Origin of the sequence: Micromonospora sp. Mcm103, assembly GCF_024519755.1 — a bacterium.
Lineage (GTDB): Bacteria > Actinomycetota > Actinomycetes > Mycobacteriales > Micromonosporaceae > Micromonospora > Micromonospora aurantiaca.
This window is the reverse complement of sequence record NZ_JALJRJ010000009.1, coordinates 49,711-66,002: the sequence shown is the minus strand read 5'-3', so window position 1 is coordinate 66,002 and position 16,292 is coordinate 49,711. Positions and strand designations below refer to the sequence as shown.

At 68.8% G+C, this 16,292-nt stretch carries 18 protein-coding genes and 1 pseudogene; 3 read left to right on the top strand and 16 right to left on the bottom strand.

Features of this window, described 5'->3' with window-relative positions:
- Positions 1-1,140 precede the first annotated feature (1,140 nt).
- Positions 1,141-1,464: a hypothetical protein gene (locus OC439_RS13550; protein WP_262013701.1), complete on the top strand. Its 324-nt coding sequence runs from the start codon at positions 1,141-1,143 to the stop codon at positions 1,462-1,464.
- 591 nt (positions 1,465-2,055) lie between these two features.
- Here the strand turns inward: OC439_RS13550 and OC439_RS13545 are convergent.
- From OC439_RS13545 to OC439_RS13515, 7 genes are all read right to left on the bottom strand, one after another.
- On the bottom strand, positions 2,056-2,484 hold the full coding sequence (locus OC439_RS13545) for a hypothetical protein (RefSeq protein ID WP_225319590.1): 429 nt from the start codon (positions 2,482-2,484) through the stop codon (positions 2,056-2,058).
- A gap of 423 nt (positions 2,485-2,907) precedes the next feature.
- A complete protein-coding gene (locus tag OC439_RS13540; protein ID WP_262013700.1) occupies positions 2,908-3,441 on the bottom strand; it encodes a hypothetical protein in 534 nt (177 codons plus the stop codon).
- A gap of 132 nt (positions 3,442-3,573) precedes the next feature.
- Positions 3,574-4,104 (bottom strand): hypothetical protein, encoded by a 531-nt coding sequence (locus OC439_RS13535; RefSeq protein ID WP_262013699.1) that lies wholly within the window; start codon positions 4,102-4,104, stop codon positions 3,574-3,576.
- Positions 4,105-4,111: 7 nt separating this feature from the next.
- Positions 4,112-4,408, bottom strand: a complete 297-nt coding sequence (locus tag OC439_RS13530) for a hypothetical protein (RefSeq protein ID WP_151012476.1) — start codon at positions 4,406-4,408, stop codon at positions 4,112-4,114.
- 121 nt (positions 4,409-4,529) lie between these two features.
- Positions 4,530-4,913, bottom strand: coding sequence for a hypothetical protein (locus OC439_RS13525; protein ID WP_262013698.1), 384 nt, complete (start codon positions 4,911-4,913; stop codon positions 4,530-4,532).
- A gap of 109 nt (positions 4,914-5,022) precedes the next feature.
- Complete coding sequence (locus tag OC439_RS13520) at positions 5,023-5,589, bottom strand: hypothetical protein (RefSeq protein WP_262013697.1); 567 nt, start codon at positions 5,587-5,589, stop codon at positions 5,023-5,025.
- Between the two features lie 160 nt (positions 5,590-5,749).
- Positions 5,750-6,139 (bottom strand): hypothetical protein, encoded by a 390-nt coding sequence (locus tag OC439_RS13515; protein ID WP_262013696.1) that lies wholly within the window; start codon positions 6,137-6,139, stop codon positions 5,750-5,752.
- Between the two features lie 84 nt (positions 6,140-6,223).
- Between OC439_RS13515 and OC439_RS13510 the strand changes: the two genes are divergently transcribed.
- Positions 6,224-7,012: a metal-dependent hydrolase gene (locus tag OC439_RS13510; protein ID WP_410054920.1), complete on the top strand. Its 789-nt coding sequence runs from the start codon at positions 6,224-6,226 to the stop codon at positions 7,010-7,012.
- A gap of 84 nt (positions 7,013-7,096) precedes the next feature.
- Here OC439_RS13510 and OC439_RS13505 read toward each other — a convergent pair whose 3' ends face one another.
- From OC439_RS13505 to OC439_RS13465, 9 genes and pseudogenes are all read right to left on the bottom strand, one after another.
- Entirely contained in the window at positions 7,097-7,423 is a 327-nt protein-coding gene (locus OC439_RS13505; RefSeq protein WP_262013855.1) for a hypothetical protein, read from the bottom strand.
- Between the two features lie 26 nt (positions 7,424-7,449).
- Positions 7,450-7,940 (bottom strand): annotated as a pseudogene (locus OC439_RS13500) (IS5 family transposase); the annotation flags it as partial.
- 1,152 nt (positions 7,941-9,092) lie between these two features.
- Positions 9,093-10,397: a hypothetical protein gene (locus tag OC439_RS13495; protein ID WP_262013695.1), complete on the bottom strand. Its 1,305-nt coding sequence runs from the start codon at positions 10,395-10,397 to the stop codon at positions 9,093-9,095.
- Positions 10,394-11,077, bottom strand: coding sequence for a GGDEF domain-containing protein (locus OC439_RS13490; protein ID WP_262013694.1), 684 nt, complete (start codon positions 11,075-11,077; stop codon positions 10,394-10,396). The genes OC439_RS13495 and OC439_RS13490 overlap by 4 nt, the downstream gene beginning before the upstream one ends.
- A gap of 240 nt (positions 11,078-11,317) precedes the next feature.
- Positions 11,318-11,596 (bottom strand): hypothetical protein, encoded by a 279-nt coding sequence (locus OC439_RS13485; protein WP_262013693.1) that lies wholly within the window; start codon positions 11,594-11,596, stop codon positions 11,318-11,320.
- Positions 11,597-11,827: 231 nt separating this feature from the next.
- Positions 11,828-12,280, bottom strand: coding sequence for a hypothetical protein (locus tag OC439_RS13480; RefSeq protein ID WP_262013692.1), 453 nt, complete (start codon positions 12,278-12,280; stop codon positions 11,828-11,830).
- Positions 12,281-12,285: 5 nt separating this feature from the next.
- Positions 12,286-13,332 (bottom strand): DUF4192 domain-containing protein, encoded by a 1,047-nt coding sequence (locus OC439_RS13475; RefSeq protein ID WP_262013691.1) that lies wholly within the window; start codon positions 13,330-13,332, stop codon positions 12,286-12,288.
- A gap of 420 nt (positions 13,333-13,752) precedes the next feature.
- The gene (locus OC439_RS13470) at positions 13,753-14,595 is read right to left on the bottom strand and encodes a TRM11 family SAM-dependent methyltransferase (protein ID WP_262013690.1); all 843 of its coding nucleotides are present in this window, start codon (positions 14,593-14,595) and stop codon (positions 13,753-13,755) included.
- Entirely contained in the window at positions 14,588-15,160 is a 573-nt protein-coding gene (locus tag OC439_RS13465; RefSeq protein WP_262013689.1) for a hypothetical protein, read from the bottom strand. The genes OC439_RS13470 and OC439_RS13465 overlap by 8 nt, the downstream gene beginning before the upstream one ends.
- A 281-nt stretch (positions 15,161-15,441) precedes the next feature.
- On the opposite strand from OC439_RS13465, the gene OC439_RS13460 reads away from it, so the two are divergent.
- Positions 15,442-16,209: a hypothetical protein gene (locus OC439_RS13460; RefSeq protein ID WP_262013688.1), complete on the top strand. Its 768-nt coding sequence runs from the start codon at positions 15,442-15,444 to the stop codon at positions 16,207-16,209.
- Positions 16,210-16,292 lie beyond the last annotated feature (83 nt).

Genomic DNA, 16,292 nt, shown 5'->3' with positions numbered 1-16,292 from the left:
CCATAGGTTGTTGCCGCGGTTGGTGAGCCGGCCAACCCTCTTGATCGCATCGGCGAGCTTGCCCAGGGCAAAGGGCGACTTGCGCGGAGACCAGTTTCCAGTCTCAGGAACAGTCTCGGGACGGACCTTCAGCGCCAGGCACAGCGGGCAGGGGTGGTGATGACCCGCTGATTCCGCATCGCTTGCGCTAACGCGGAAGACCTCGGCGTCCTTGCGGAGCGGAATTCCCGGGTTCCAGATCAAGGTTATCCCGCCTCGCTCGACGCGGGGAGCGTCACCGCTCCGACGCTCCCATGATTTCGTAGGCAATGCCGAGTCTGCATTCTAGAACCCGACCTGGAGGTTGACGCAAGCAACTGCAAAGCGCTCGAACGCGTGTCCGACAGAAGCGGCCCTTATGAGTACCGCTCACTTCCGCACCGCCTTCTACCGCGCGTCGGTTCAACCGCCATCCCGATGCTCCTATGGAGGTCAAGGGGTGAGGGCAGCGAAGTCCGCGCGTAGGGCGGTGTAGACGTAACGGACGATGCGGCGCTTGAGGCAGCGGAGGCTTTTTCTGCTTGCTGAGGCCTTCAGTGATGCGTCGTTGCTGGTAGACACGGGTGCGTGGGTCGTAGCGCAGGCGGCAGAGGGCGATGGTGTGTAGTGCGTGATTGTTGCCGCGGTCGCCTCCTCGGTGGAGGCGATGGCGGCGGACCCGTCCGGAGCAGGCGGGGATGGACGCCGCAGAGGTGGGCTAGCTAGCGCTGCTTCTGATCGCAGCTGGTCGGGGTTGTCGCCGGCGGTGGTGAGCAGTTGGGCTGCGACGTTCGGTGCCGACGCCGAACAGGGCGCTGGTGCGGGGTACGGCCTGGCGGACCAGGGGCGCCAACTACCGATCGAGGGCGGTGACCTCCTCGGTCAGGATGCGGGCTCTCCTGCCAGCTAACGCGGCGGCGGTGGCCTGCTCCGGGTCGTGGATTGTCAACGCCGGCTGAACTTCAGGCGGAGCCGACAGACGTCATCACAGAGCATGTTCAGGCCGGCCGCCTTGTCATGTGCACCACCTCGGAGTCCCCGGACCACCCGGAGTACCACATCACGCAGGGGCACAACTACGGAAGCCCGAGCGCCCCGTTTACCTGGGGCACCCGACCGCTGGTGCTTCGTTACATCACCACGCCGGCCGGGTCCATCGCGTGGAAGAAGCACCTCGCTGCCCAAGCCGCCGCCACAGCGCGGAAAGCCCGGGAGGAGGCCGCCGCGGAAGAGCGACGCCAGGCGCATCTGGTCCTGGTGGCCGACCGGGTCTTCTCCGCCGCCCAGGGTGGCGCGGCGACGGTAACGGCGATGGCGGCAGCCACCGGGTTCGACACGGGCGACATCCAGGTCGCGGTTCACCAACTCGTTGCGGATGGACGGCTCGTCTATGACGGCCGCCGACTGATCAGCGGCCACCGATGGCGACCCGCCACCGGCACCTAAGGGTCGGCGAACGCGAGGCCGTGCTGGCCAAGGAGTTCGTGGCCGCATCCACATCAACACATGGGGCAAGCCACCACCGGGACAGCATGGACACCCAAGCCCGGATCTCGTTGTCCGTGGGCATGACTCTCGGCGTCGCGGCCGAGCCCGGGCCGACCCGGTCTGCGCCGGGTGCAGGTGCCAGAGTGGTTCCACCACGGCAGCCTGCTCGGTAGCACCCGGCCCGAAAGTAGCGGTCGGTGGTGCCGAGAGGCGTGGCCCAGTAGGGCTTGCAGCTGGACGGAGTCGGGTGGCGTAAATGTGACGGAGTCGGTGCGGTCGGAGGCCAGGGAGGCCGGCATCAGCGCCGACGGCGAGGACGATTTGAGTGATGCCCGAGGTGGTGAGCCGGCCGCGTTGCCCGGTCACAGCGGCCCCGGCTCGCCGCCCCGGGCAGCTCCAGCGCGGTGAGTCGATCGCGGGCCGAGCCGGCACTGGGACCTGGCGAACTTCGTCGCCTTTGCCGTGCAGGCAGATGGTGCCGGTGCGGGCGGTGAGGGCAAGGTCGGCAACGTCGAGGCGGGGCGCATCCCTCTGCTCCGGGCGCCGGTATCAGAACGACACGCTGAGCTGCTCGATTGCTGCACGAGCCCGCTCCTGAGCATCTGCCGTACTGCCAGCCACCACGCCCATAGCCACTGGAGCGAGAAAGCCCTTCAACGCGTTGACGGCACGACGCACCTTTCTCCGGTTAGGTTCAGTCTGCGCGGCCTCGACAAAGACATCGGCAGCCGCCACCCGTGCCTCACGGAGATCATCTTCACTCAAGCCAACGGCGGCCAGCTTCTCTACCGTGTCTGCCACCGCTTGGACGATGAGTTCGAACTCCGGAGCTACCTGCTCCGTATGGCTGCGCGCTTGGCTGACGGTGTTGTTCCCCCAGGCTAACTGTGTCCTGTCCACGTTGCCGTGGATGACCGGGCCATAGTGGTTGATGATCGTGCCGAACTCTGCAGGCGACATGGTGTCCTGCGTTCTCACCGTGCCTTCATGATCCCCGCGACGAGCCTGCGAAAAAGCACGACTGGCGGCCGACACCGCTGACTGTCGCAGTAACAGCCTTCCGGACGGGCCGACCCAGTGGACGAGGCCTCAGGGATCTTGCCAGCGGCCACCGCGCCGATCACCGCGCAGAGGATCGAAGCCAATTGCTTGGAGAAGTGATAGGAAAAGGTCAGAGCCCCGGTGACCAGCGCTAACGCGAGGCCAATCTTGATGATCTCCGCCGGATTTTGGGCAGCATCGGATAGCTGGCCATTAGCCGAAAATTGCCGTAAAGAGCCTCTCCGGCGGGCTCATCCCTAGTAGCCCCTCCTAAGTCCGACTGCCGAGAACGTTCTGAGAGTACCCGAGGACCGAGAGCAACCGGTGCCTGGCATCACAACCGCAGCTCCTGGATTTGAGTCAGCCGATGGCGGCGTTGCCCAACTGCTCGATGGCGGTTTGTGCCCATGCCTGGGCTCCCTCACCCGCACCGGTGGCCAGGCCGGTGGCAATCGGGGCGAGCAGTCCCTTGAGCGCGGCGACGCCGCGCCGCAGCCGGCTCGGGTCCGGCGTCTCCTGGGTGACCTCAGTAAGGACCTCGTCGGCGGCGGCCTCCGCGTCCTGCAGGTCCTGCTCCGACAGCCCAACCGCCGACAGTCCTTGCCGGGTGCTGACCACAGCCTGGGCCAGGGCCTCGAAGCCGGGCGTGATCTGCTCGTTGCGCGTCTGCTGCTGGTTGACGGTGCCGGTGTTGTTCCATGCCAGCTGAGCGCCTGCGGCCCCGCCGTGGATCACCGGCCCGTTGTAGGTGATCGTCGTCGGCCCGGTAGTACCTTCCACCCCGCGCAGGCCCGTCGGCGCATCGGCGACCGTCGTCACCTGGATGGGGTGCTTGTCGAACTCGCGCTGCATCTCGCGCATCATCCGGGCGATCCCCTGCTTGTTGATGGTCACTTTTGCCAAGGTCCTCTCCTCTGACCTACCGTCCGGTCCAGCCTACGAAGCGGGTCCAACGCACCCTCACCTTCCCGGCGCCACCCCTACCTCGAATCACCATCCTCAGGCGACGTCTGACATGCTGGCCGTTCAGCCACCGGCCGTGACGTGCTCGCACACCGGCAGGGGCCGGTAGCCGCCCGGGACGTCGGCGCCGACGGTGTCCCAGAACGCCGACGAGCCGTCGATGTGCCCACCGAGCGTGTGCCACGCGTAGCCGAGGTTTTCCCTGCGCAGTGCCGCGAGGCCGGCGCCGGCCAGGCCGCGGCGGCGGTAGGCCGGCAGGGTGTGCGGCTGCTCGACCCAGCCGATCCGACATCGATGACATAGCTGGTAGTCGACCTCGAAAACGAACTCGCCGCGTACGGCAGCGTCATCGGGGTCGTGGGCGCGTAGGTTTGCCGCGCGCATCCGCCAGCCGACCCGCTCGTTCGAGATGGTGTCCTGCCACGGCGTGGCCAGCCTGGGCACGACCGGCCAGCCGGACCGGCGCGGCCACTGGCCTCCGGTCAACCGCAGGAGCAGCTCGCGCCACGGCTCACGCCCGGACACCCGGCCGAGCATCGAGGTACTGGCGACCAGGTCCCGGATCTCGGCGTCACGCGGGCCGGTCTCGGCCATCGGCTGCTTAGTCCTCGCCGGCGTCGGCTTGCGCCTGCACGGCCTGCTCGACCAGCGCGTTGGTCAGGTCCCTCAGCCCCGCCACGACGTTCCAGTCCGGTCGCACCGCCGGGTCCAGGCCGCGGGCCTTGGCGTCCTCCCAGATGCGGTCGACGTAGTCGTACAGCGCCTGCCGAGCCTGCACCTGCGCTGCCCGTCCAGCGGCGTCCAGCGCGGCCAGGCCCGCCGCGTCGTGCTCGGCGAAGGCGTCGATCAGCTCGATCGCCATGCCCTGGTGGTCCAGCTCGTCATCCACACTGACCATGCCGGCAACCCTATGGCATCAGGTCGTCACGCGAGTGTGCGCGATTGTCAAAGCGGCATCGGCGGGTAGCCGTCGGGGGGCGAGCTGGGCAGCTCGGCGTCAGCGCCGCGATCCGGACTCGCTACCCCCGCGTGAGCGTGAGGGTTGCCCGGACCTGGCTGGTACCGATCGGGTCGATCGCGCGCAGGTTCACCGGCACGCCGAGCACGACCAGGTGCGCGCGCTCGTTCTCACCCCGGCCGGGCGAGATCAGGCCGCGTACCGCCTCATCGCCCTGGTCGTCGTCGACACCGGGCTCCGGTGCCCCCAGCAGCCGCGCGGCGACCTCGGCCGGGAAGGGGCCTCCCTGCCACTCGATTTCCCAGGTCCGTCCGCCGGCGCCGGGCCACCAGTCGAGGTGGGTGGATCCGTTGAGCGCGCTGGTCTCGCGCAGGGCCGACAGGACCCGGCCCAGCACCTCGTAGTAGCGCGCCGGGTTCTCCCGCAGGTGGTGCACATCCGTCATGGCCTGCTCAACGACCCTGACCGGGGGTCAGGTCCGCCCTGACCGCCGGTTATCCTGCGCCAAGCAGTTGATCTAGGGCCGCACCTGGACTCGGGCCAGTAGGCCAGCATCAATGCTGTGCCATCAATGTCCGTATCTGCTCGGAGATCGCCTCCATCGCGGCGTCGATCTTGTGCGTAGCGTCGGCCATCGCGGCTTCACCTTCAGCCAGGCTGACGGGCCCTGTTTGGAATATCTTCGCCCGGAGGCCGAGCATGCTCACCGCGGTCATGGCGTCGCGTGCGTCAAGAGCAAGCCTGCGCACGTCATCGTTCAGGATCAGCCGGATCGACTTGACCGCCTGACTGGTCTGACTCAAGTCGACTTCAGTGCCGGCCGGCAGAAGGGTTCCCCCGTATCCGTGCTCGGTGTTCTTCGCCGCGTACACGTCAGCCTGGTGAGCTTTTGCGGCTTCCCGCGCCAGCAACCACAGCCCGTCGTATGCCGAGATCAGGTTCTCCAGCTCGAAGGTACGACGTCGGTCACTGGCAGCGGCGCGCCGGTCTTCCTCGCGGAGCGCCCGCTCGTGCGCTGTCCGCCGTCGATCCTTGAGTCCATCGGCCAGCACGCTGACCAGGACGCCGCTGAGCGCCGCCACACCGGTTAGGCCCGCCGTCAAGATGGCCGTGTCGATCACTCCTGCAAAGTACCGGCGCCGGCAAGCGCACTGCCCGTTCGTGTGGGGGCGGCAGCCCTGGTGAGGGGTAGCGTGGCGGGCGCTGATCGGTGGGCCGGATCAGCTCCCCGGCCCACCGATCAGCTTCTCCGCGCGGCCTGATGCCGTGGCGTAGCGCCGGTCACCAGTCGTCTTTCGACATGAAGTCGTAGCCGCCGTGCTCGATGGTGTGCCACATCGCCTGGAGGGTCTCGTCGTCATCCAGCTCGGCCACGGGGTGGGAGGTGGGCGGGGCCGCGGCACGTCGGGCCGCGGCACGGGCGACGTCGCTCTGCGCCTGCCGGCGTCGACGTTCTTCTTCCGGCAGTCCCGCCCATCGCGTCGCCTGGGCGCGGGCGGCGTCGCTCTGCCCCTGACGGCGGCGGCGCTCCTGCTCCGACATCCTCGCTGTGGGCGTTGACGGCGCGGCGGCGTCCTGGTGGTGCCGCACGCGGTCTGCGGCGCTCTGCGCCATGCGGCGGTCCCGTTCAGCCGGTGGCAGCTTCGCCCAGCGGGCACGCACCTCGCTCATCACCTCATCGTGACCGAACCGCCACGACCGGTCCAGAAGTTCTGGTAACTGGCGTGCGGGTTCCGCCTGTGGGTGCTCTCTGCGATGCTTCCTTCACGTTTCGTGTCGAGGGTGGAGGGTGGTGGCACGGCGGTGATGGGGCGTTCTCACGCGCTGTCCGGGGCCGTGGTGTGGCTGGGCGGGTGCGCGCTGGCGGCCGGGCTGGGGGCGCGGCCCGCGGTGGGCACGGTGGTGGTCGGCGCGGCCGTCACCGCCGGCGGGGCGCTGCTACCGGACGTCGACCATCCCGGGTCGGTCATCGCCCGGTCGCTGGGGCCGGCAACCCGGCTGATCGCCCAGGGCACGGCGGCGGGCGCTGCGGCGCTGCGCGGAGCCTCCTGCCGCTGCTGCGCGGGCAGGGGCGGCCACCGGGCGGTCACGCACACCCTGCTGTTCGCGGTGGCGGCCGGGCTGCTGGTGTCGCTGCTGTGCTGGGTCGGCGGGGACGTCGCCGCGGCGGTCGTCGCGGGGCTGGCCACGGCGCTGGCCACGCGTGGGGCGCTGCGCAAGCGCACCCGCGGGGCGTACGGGGCGGCGGCAGCCGGGCTGTTCGTCGGGGTTATGGCCGCCGCGCTGCCCGGCCCGGTCGCCGGCTGGTGGTGGGTAGGTCTGCCGCTGGGCTTGGGCTGCCTGGTCCACTCCCTCGGCGACGCGCTGACCTTCACCCGGGTGCCGCTGCTGTGGCCGATCCGGATCCGAGGCTGCCGGTGGGCGCCGCTGGGCATGTGGGCCCCTCTGCGCTTCCGCACCGGCTCGGCCGCCGAGCTGCTCCTAGTCGTGCCAGCCCTGATCGTGTTGGGCGGGATCAGCGCCTGGACCCTGATCGCGCCGTAGCCGCCGCCGATCCGCGCCACCGCTATCCGAGCAGTGCCTGGACGTCGCAGAAGGCGACGTCCAGGCAGGCCGCAGCTTGCCCTGTCAGTGGCGCCTACGGTTGCGCCGGTCGCCATCCTGGATGGACTTTGCGGTGCGGCGCCGCTGCGAGGGCACGACGGCAAAGACCGGGTCGTTGACGTCACCCGGGTTGGAGAACACCACCGGCGGTGCCGCCGGTCGAGTGACCGGTACTGTGACTGGCCTGGCGAGCACCAGTTCAGGTTCGTTCACCGGCTTGTGGTGCCCGGCTCGGACCAACAGGTCGTACACGGCCTCCACCGGCAGTCGACGACTCACCAGCATGAGGGAGGCCATGGCGTAGCCAGACGCCATCACGGTCACCGGCACCGGGATGAGCTTGTCGAGCACGTCCGGGTTGACGCGCCGCGAGGCCAGATATAAGACCTTCTGTCCCTGCTCACGGCCAGATGCGTCTTGGTGGTCAGACCGCCGCGAGACCGTCCGGGGGCGTGATCGGCGGGTTCGTCGTGCACGCCACCGGGTGGCTCTTTCTGAAGGTGGCCGTCTCTGCGGGCGCCGGCGGCGTGCTGGTGTGCGTGGCTGGTCATCGAGCCGACGCTGACCGTCCAGTGATCCGGCCTTCTGCGTCGGCGGCGGCCTGTGACGCGGTCAAGATCTTGTCCCAGGTTCCATCGCGCTGCCAGCGACGGAACAGGCCGTAGACCGTCTGCCAGGGTCCGTACTCGGCTGGGACGTCCCGCCAGGGCGACCCGATCCGGATCCGCCACCTGATCCCGTCGATAAGCCGCCGTCTCTCCCACTTCGGCGGCCGGCCCTTCGCCGACGCGGCAGGTAGCAGCGCAGTGAGCCGCTGCCACTGGGCGTCGGTGAGGTTGTGCCGCGTCGTCACCGCTAGGGTGGCCACGCGGTCTCCGGTATGGCGTTCGAGCTTGGTCGCCGAGCCGTTTACCGGAGATCTCTTCAGCTATCGATTACCGCCACGCCGTGACCTCACCGGCCACCCCCGACTTCTGAAACACGCCGTAGACACATCCCGGCGGTTTAGTTGTCTCAGACCCCGACGGTCAGGACGCGCAGGACGGTCTCCCCGGCAGGAAGCCGGCGCAGCAAGCCAACCCGAAAGGCCACAGGCGAGCTGGTAGCAGGCCGCGTCGAGGCAATGGCGAATCAACGGTCACCGTTCTCGGTCATCCGCGGGCGGCGGCGGGTGACGTTGCCGACAGCGGCGCGCCAGTCGGCGATCATCTCGGTGACGTCGCCGAACAGCGCGCCCGGCTGGATCGACATGCCGGGATTAACCAGTCTGTCGAGCAGGGTCGCTCCGTTGTGCGCGCCGATGACGGCGATCTCGACGACCGCATCGTCGCTTCTTCAGGCGGGTGCCGGGACGTGCTGCCGCGTCGCCCTGTGGGGCAAGGCGTTGACCGCCAACGCCCTCATGCGCGACATATCCCGCGCACGGCCCTTGGCGTTCTCGTCTCCCCGCGCACGTGTGGTGCTCCGCCGTTCGAGCTGCTGTGACCGACAACCCGCACGTCCTCCTCACGCACGTGGGGACACTTCGGCCAGCTGTCGGGACTGCAGTCGGTGCGGATCGCAGGAGATGTGTCCAAGCTGGTCGGGATTGACTTCACCAACCGATTGATCCGAGCGAGCGGACGCCGACGAACCCCGGCCGAGGGCCGTAGGGGATGCCAGGCAACCATAGGGTAAGAGCGCCATGCTCCCAATCTGCTCCCAGTTTAAGGGGCAACAGCGGCGAAGCCCGTTACCGATAGTTCCGGTAACGGGCTTCTGACCTGCATACATCTGCGGTGGGCGATACTGGGATCGAACCAGTGACCTCTTCGGTGTGAACGTAGTCGTCTACTCGGCCGGGATCCGGACGACGAAGCGTCACCATCGCCGAGTCATAGAGGTGCATCCTTGACTTCCCACGACGCAGTGCCTGGTGACTGTCGGTCGGTGGTCTCGCCGTGGAGGCTGCCGTACGCAGAGGTGGCCCTTGCTGTTGGTGGTGACAGGGGACGGGCCCCTGCCACCACCTGACATCAGGTCACGCTGGTCGTGGGGCCGGCTCCTCACCCTGCGGTTTGTGGCTGCTGAGCATGCGAACGGTGGTACTGGTCTTCACCGGTGACTCGGCCGGCCCTTTCAGGAATGGGTTGATGTAGACCGGGCGGCGAAGCGATCGGCCTGGGCCGTGGGCTTGGTTGCGCCAGTGGCCTGAAACCCAGAACCGGCTACTCTGACGCCGCCCTTGCTTCCCCGGCGTCGTCTCTGCTGCGTCGCTCGGGCTGCGGCGGCCGCGGATGCGCACGATGCGCACCTCTGGTTGGTCCCGCTTCGCACGGGCATAGGCCTTGACGATGGTTTTGCCGACTCTCGCGACGTCGACCTCTGCGGCCTTCTGAGTGATCAGCAGCCATGTAGCGAACAGGGCGGCTGCGGGGTGGTCGGCATCGATCAGATGTTGCTCGGTGAGGTGAACGGCCGTCATGGGTACGAGCCAGCCGACTTGCTCCCGGAGCCGTTGCAGGGGTTTGCCGTCGAGCCCGGCCCCGATGGCGCGGTAGAGGACCACCTGCCAGCCATCGTTGGCCAAGGTCCAGGAGGCGGCGGTGATCTGATGGTGGGTCACGGGCCGCGACCAGGTGATGAGTACGTTGGCCGGCGAGCCGAGGTCGTGGCCGATGGTGAGGGCGGTGAGCTGGGTGGCGGCGTGTTCGGCGAGGTCGGTGAAGTCGTCGTCGATCCAGTACAGGCGCGACTGGTCGAGTCCGTCAGCGACCTGGGCGCGTGTTTCGGTAAGTCCGAGCGCAGCGGGCAGGTGGTCATTGCCTCGGTAGAGGTGGGTGAGCCGGTCGCGCACCTTGGGCAGGTCCTTTGCTGCGATGGATGCCGCTGGCCAGGGGGTTGTGGTGAGGAGCGTGCGGTTGGGGAGGCGGGCGTCGAGGAATGCCAGGTGCAGTTCCTGGATGCGCCCTCGTACTTCCGGTTTGGTGCCGACGTCGAGGGCTTGGACGGCTCGGTCGACGACCAGGTCTGGGCGGCCGTCGTCGATGTGGGTCTGGCAGGTGACGCATGCTGCCCACGTCTCGCCGAAGTTCTGCACGAGGGTGGCGGTGGAGCCGATGGCGACGGCGGTGACGTTTGCGCCGTGCAGCGTCCAAATCGGGTAGGAGTCGCCGCAGAAGTCGCAGGTCCGGCGGACGGTGGCGAGTTGGCTGACCGGGACGGGCACGGGGACGTGTCCGTCGGTGGCGAGATGGACCGGGTGGACGTGGGTGGGCGGTGTACCCAAGGTGTTGAGCGGGACCAGGCAGGTGCGGCAGGCCATCTCTTCGGGTGGGGCGGTCATGCTGGGGCTCCGTCGATCGGGCGTCGGCGGTCGCGCAGGCGTGGTCCGCGGCGGTGGGGCGCGGGCGGCATGGTCATGCCCGGCTGGTAGGTGACGTGACGGTTCCGCCCGTTGCGCTTCGCGTGGTACATGGCGACGTCGGCCCGGTGGAGCGCGACGTCGGTGAGCGAATCGGTGGCTTCGACGATCGCCAGGCCGATGCTGGCGGTGACAGAGTGCTCATCGGTGTCGAGGGCGACGGGCTCGGCGATGATCGTCGCGAGCGCGTCGGCGATGCGGTCCGGGTCGCCAGCGCGGCTGGTTAGGAGAACGGCGTATTCGTCGCCGGCGAGCCGTGCGGCGGCGCCCCCGTGGAGGGCGGCGAGGTCGGTGATGCGGTCGCCGATGGCGATGAGGAGGTCATCGCCGTGGTCGTGGCCGTGGGTGTCGTTGACGTGCTTGAAGTCGTCGAGGTCGATCAGGGCGACGGTGATCGGCTGGGCGAGGGCTTCCTCTGCGAGGGCGGCGTGGGCGGCGTGGAGGCCGGCGCGGTTGAGCATGCCGGTGAGCGGGTCGTGGAGCATCGAGCGGTGGGTATCGGCGAGTTGGTGGCGTAGGCGGTGGATGGTCGGCCAGGCGGTGAGCCGGCCCAGGGTGTAGGCCACCACAGCGGTGGCGATCATGAGCAGTGGTCGGGACACTGGGGTCCTCCTTTCGGGAGAACCCGGGACGCGGTCGTTTCCAGGCGGCGCGTCCCGGGTCTTGATACGACGACGGCCCGCCAGTGGCGGGCCGGTTTCGGTTCCTGCTGCAAGGACTCGCGGCACTGGTGGCCGGAGCGTTCGGGCCAGGGTCAGGCCGGCGGCGCCGGACAGCGGCACTCGAACCGCACTGCAGATACGACAGCAGCCAGTCACCTCGTGACTGGTCGCGAGATGGTGTCAGCGGCGTACCGGGTGTTTGGCCTGGTCGGCGCGGAGTCTGGCCGGGAGGTCGGCGGGGATGTCGGCGTAGGGCGCAAGGGCCGAGAGCACTTCGGCCGGGTCGAGAATGGTCTCGATCCGGCCGAGGTGGATGACGTCGGGTTGGCGATCGGGTTCGGTCACCGGGTCCCAGGTGAAGTCGATGAGGGTGGCGACGTAGGTGCGGTGTGGGCTCCAGCCGACCTGGATCGTGTACCGGTCGAAGCCTGGCTTGGGTAGGAGGGTGTAGAGGCTCATGAGTTCCTTTCGTGGAGATCTCGCGAGGTTGCCGAGTCGACGCCTACGACGACCTGCTAGCCGCAAAGGCTCGCCCGGAGACCGCCAGCGGCACTGCTTCTCCGGCACCGCCCTCCCCTGCTCTTGCCCCTGCGGAAAGGCAGGCGCTGCTCGGACCGGTTAGGCGCGCTCCGCGATGGGCCCGACGGCAGACTGATCTCCCTGTCGGCAGGCGTCGCGGCGAGCTGAGGCTCAAGCCGGACGGTGTCGGAAGCGTTCCTCCGCTGCCTCGATGATCTTGTCTCGGCGTGCGGCGGGCAGATCGGCGAGCAGGTCGACGTAGTGCTGTTCCTGTGGGGTGAGCGGTTCGGCGAAGGCCTGCTTGTACGCCAGTCGGGTTGCTTCGTGTTCGGCCTCGATTGGGCCGCTGTGGTCGTAGGCGGAGGCGACCGCGCGGAGTTGCGCGGCTGCGGCGAGGGGGTCTCGGGACAGCGAGGTGTCGTAGAGACGGAAGTTCGCGGGCAGGTCGGCTGCGGTGATGGCGGTGATTAGGCAGAGGTCGGCTTGGACGCTGTAAGGCCACGCGTTGCCGTGGGTGGGTGTTTCGCCGCGGGCGCGCAGAGCGGCACGCTCGGCATACCAGGACAGCCGGGCTTCTTCCGCTTTGCCGGCGAGGGCCAGCAGGATGGCGCGAACGGGATCCATGATCGTTACTCCTGTTCCATCGGGTCGTCTGGCATAGCGAGGGGTTCGGATTCGGCGTCGGCGAGGGCCTCCTCGATGACGGTCGGGGGCACCCCGGCCTGTAGGGCTTGAAGGACCGTGTCGGCGAACTGGTAGCTGCCGTCGATGTGGAGGGCGTGTTCGGCGGCCATGGCGGCGAGGACACCGTCGCCGCAGCGCCAGGCGGTGACGGCGAGCAGGGTGGCCGGCGCCGGTACGAGCGGCTCATGGGCGCGGCGGGTGATGTCGGCCCAGAAGTCGACGTGCCGGCTGTGTGGCTCGGTGAGGCCGACGGCGAGGTCCCGGATGTCCCGGTCGATCAGCAGAGTGGTCAGCCACGCCACCTCGTCATCGGTGAGTCGTGCTCCCGCGTCGTGTAGACGTAGCGCGTCGCGGACTGCCCGCTCACCGGCCTCATACATCGCGGTGCCGCCGACGACCTGCAATGCCTCCAGTCGGATGCGCGCCTCGCGGCTGGCCCGTTGGATGGCGTCGCGCGCGGCGCCGCTCACCGGCGTGATTTGGCCGGCGACCGACGCCCGGTCGGGTCGAACCACGACGCCCGCGATGGTCGCCCGGACCGCAACCGTTGATGCGATGGGGTCGAACGGGGTTCCCTGGGGCGGGCAGCAGGCAGGGTTAGCGCAGATCAGGCTGAACAGGCGATCCCCAACGATCCGCAGCAAGTCGACGACGGACAGTCCGGCGGCGACGAAGGCGTCGCTGAGGGCGCGCAGCGCCGGATCGATGGGGTCCGGCGTGCCGTACCCGATGATCACCACGTGGGTGAGTGGCTGTTGCCGCTGCACGACGGGGATGAGCTGATCGGCGAGGGCGTCCAGCTGGTGTGCGTACTCTGAGCCGGCGGGCAGGTCCCCACGTGCGGCGAAGACGATCCGTCGGTCATTGCAGGCGATGACGACGACGCTGCCGTCACTGGGATGAAAACCGATGAGGTAGGGCACGGCGGCGGCCAGATCGGCCGGCGAGCGGACTGTCACTTTGTTCTCGGGTGACGACACGATGACCTCCACGATGTGACTCGGGTCGAAGGGATGGGATTGCCGACGGCATGCGGGCCGGGCGGGGGTGCATAGACCTGAAGCCGAGTGGTGGTACCGGCGGCGGCTTCCGGCTGGTGACGTACAGCAGCAGGCGGCCACCCGAGTGGTGGCCGCCTGACCGACGGTTGGAGCGTCCGATCGCCAAAGGCGCGAGCGGACTTGATGGATTGCGGCGTGCTGAGGCTGGCGATGGCGGCCGACCGGGGGCGGTGGGCGCGATGCCGTCGCGGACGCGTCAGACGAGCGCGAGAGGAAGAGAAAAGAAGGAGCCCTCAGGCTATTCGGGCTCCCGCAGGCAGGGCCCGACGTGTCAGACCTGGCCATCTGTCAGGGCCTGACAGCCCAACCGCCGCGATGCTGGCAGCTCGGCCGCGGCGCCCACGGAGGCACCTATGGGCGCCGTAGGACGAGGACGTCCTCGTGTGCGATCAAGTGCATGGGAATGCCGTCGTCGCGGGCGCGGCGCACAGCCAGCAGCACGAACATGTTCGCACGGTGGACGATCTGCCCGTCGCGGACAGCGGCGAGCATCGCCGCGCACCTCTGCACCGGGATCAGCCCGACCGACCTGGCGACGGTGAGCAGCTCGCCCGGCAGATCTATCAGGTCGTCGCGCTGGCGGCGCACCGGCCGGCAAGTGATCACGACGATCCCGCCGGGGCGCAGAAGCCGGTAGCTGGCGGCGAGGATCGCGGCGAACCCATCGAGCAGACGCGACCAACCACCGTAGGCGAGGTTGCCGCTCTGCCGGTCCCCGTAGTGGTGGTGTCGCTTGCGCACGCCGGCGCTCGTCGTCTGGACCAGGCCATGAGTGCCGCGTCCGTAGGGCGGCGAGGTGAGCACGAGCGCGACTTGGCCGACGATGGTGGCGGGTACCAGGTCGAGCAGGCCGGTGGCGTCGCCGGTGAACACCCGCGCGGTTCCGGGGGCGTTTTGCCGCGTGGCAAGAGCGATGTTGGCCCCGGCGATGGCGGTGTAGCGGGGTTCGATGTCGATGCCGAGTCCATGACGGCCGAGGTGCATGGCCTCGACCAGGGTAGTCCCGGCCCCGCACATCGGGTCGAACACCAGATCCCCCGGCCGGCTGTAGGTGGCAATGGCATGAGCAGCCGCGTGGGGCAGCATCTTGGCCGGATGGCTCGACGTCGTCGGTACGTACCGGCTGCGCCGCTGGTCACGGGCGGGTATCTGGCAGGTCAGCCACACCGAGGTGATCGGCAGCGAGTCACTCATGGCCGTCGCCGAGCTGCGTACCGCGGGTCAGGATCAGCACGTCGGTATGGATGTCGAGGTGCATGCGCAGGCCGCGGCGGGGCGGTCGGTCAGCCGCCACGATGTGCTGCAGATACATCAGTCCGGTGCGCTTGGCGGCGACGACCACGTCGACCGGCAGGGCAACGTCGTCGTGCGGCAGCAGCACCGCGACACAGCCACCAGGCACTAAACTCGCACGGCAGCGGGTCAAGAACTGCTCCGGTGCAGCAGCCTCGGCGGGCGGCCAGCCGGAGACGATCAGCGTCGCCGGTTCCGGGCCCCGCTGTCCGGGACTCGCCAGGGTCAGATGGGCACGGCGCTGCGTGCCGATGATCGCGCGGGCCAACTGCGGCCCCACCGCCAAGTCGATGATCAGATCCGATGGGTGGCTGAGATTGTGGACCAGCCGCACACCCATCGCGTTGGACATGGTCTCCCCCGCCTGCGGCGCGGGGACCGGCCACACGGTGATCGGCACAGGCGGGTCGCCGGGCACCACATCCCCCACAGGATAGGGTGCGCGACGCGGCTTCTTGTCGGTCATAGGCACGGTGGCCCCCGGACCGGCGGACGTACTGACGATTCCCAGGGCCACGCTGACAGGCCGATCGAACCCACCCCCGGTCTGACAGGACCCATCACCCCGTCGGCAAGCGGCGGCAGGTCAGCAGTCATAACCCGCTCTGACCGGTGTGGACCTGACAGGGCCGGACACGAACCGTCCGACCCTGACAACCGACTCTGGTGTCAGGCCGAGCTGTCCCAATCGAGGGCCTCGGGAACGTCGTACCAAGGCGACATCCCTCCGGTCGAGGGGACCTCACCATGGCACCAACGACGCACGCAACGTTGACCCATACGGCGTTGACCACCGCCGAGAAGGCGTTCGAGCTGCTGACCTGCGAACCCGCACCGCTGATGTTCGACGCACGGCCGGTGCCGGGCCTACCGGACAGGCCAATCCCTCTGGACGAGCTACGCACGCTGCTACTGGGCGAGCATCACAGCAGCGACACCACCGACGGGCTGTGGCGACAGCTGGCCCACCACGCCCGCGAGTGGGGACCGGCCTGGGTCGTAGGCGCGATCGGCGTCGCGCTCCCCGCACTGACGCACCTCGCAGCAAGGATCAGCCGCGGCAGGCCGAGACACACCGACGACGTGGATTCCGAAGTCCTCGCTGGCTTCCTCGACGCTCTGCGCACCGCAGACCTGGCGCCGCCGCGGTTATGGCTCCGGCTGTGCTGGGCCGCCTGGCGCGCCGCAGTCACCGTCGTCAAGGTCGACGACGGTGACGAACTGCCACCCGACCTCGCTACCGGCTCACGGACACCCAGAATGCCCTACGGGCACCCCGACCTGCTGCTCGGCCGGGCAGCTGCCGCCGGCCTGATCACCCTCGACACGGCCGAACTGATCAGCGCGACCCGCTTCGGCAACGCCCTGATCGAGCACCTGGCCGCCGAACAAGGCATAACCGCACCTGCACTGCGGATGCGCCGTCGTCGCGCCGAGCACCTCGTGGCCGCCGCTGTCAGCCGGGGCGACCTGTCCGGCCCAAGTCCTTCCGAGTACCGAGCTCACAGGCACTAACCATGGTCATGGGCAAACTGAGTCCTCCGGGACGGGACGCCACCGGCACGAAACCACACGGACACAACCCGCGCTCTTCCGCC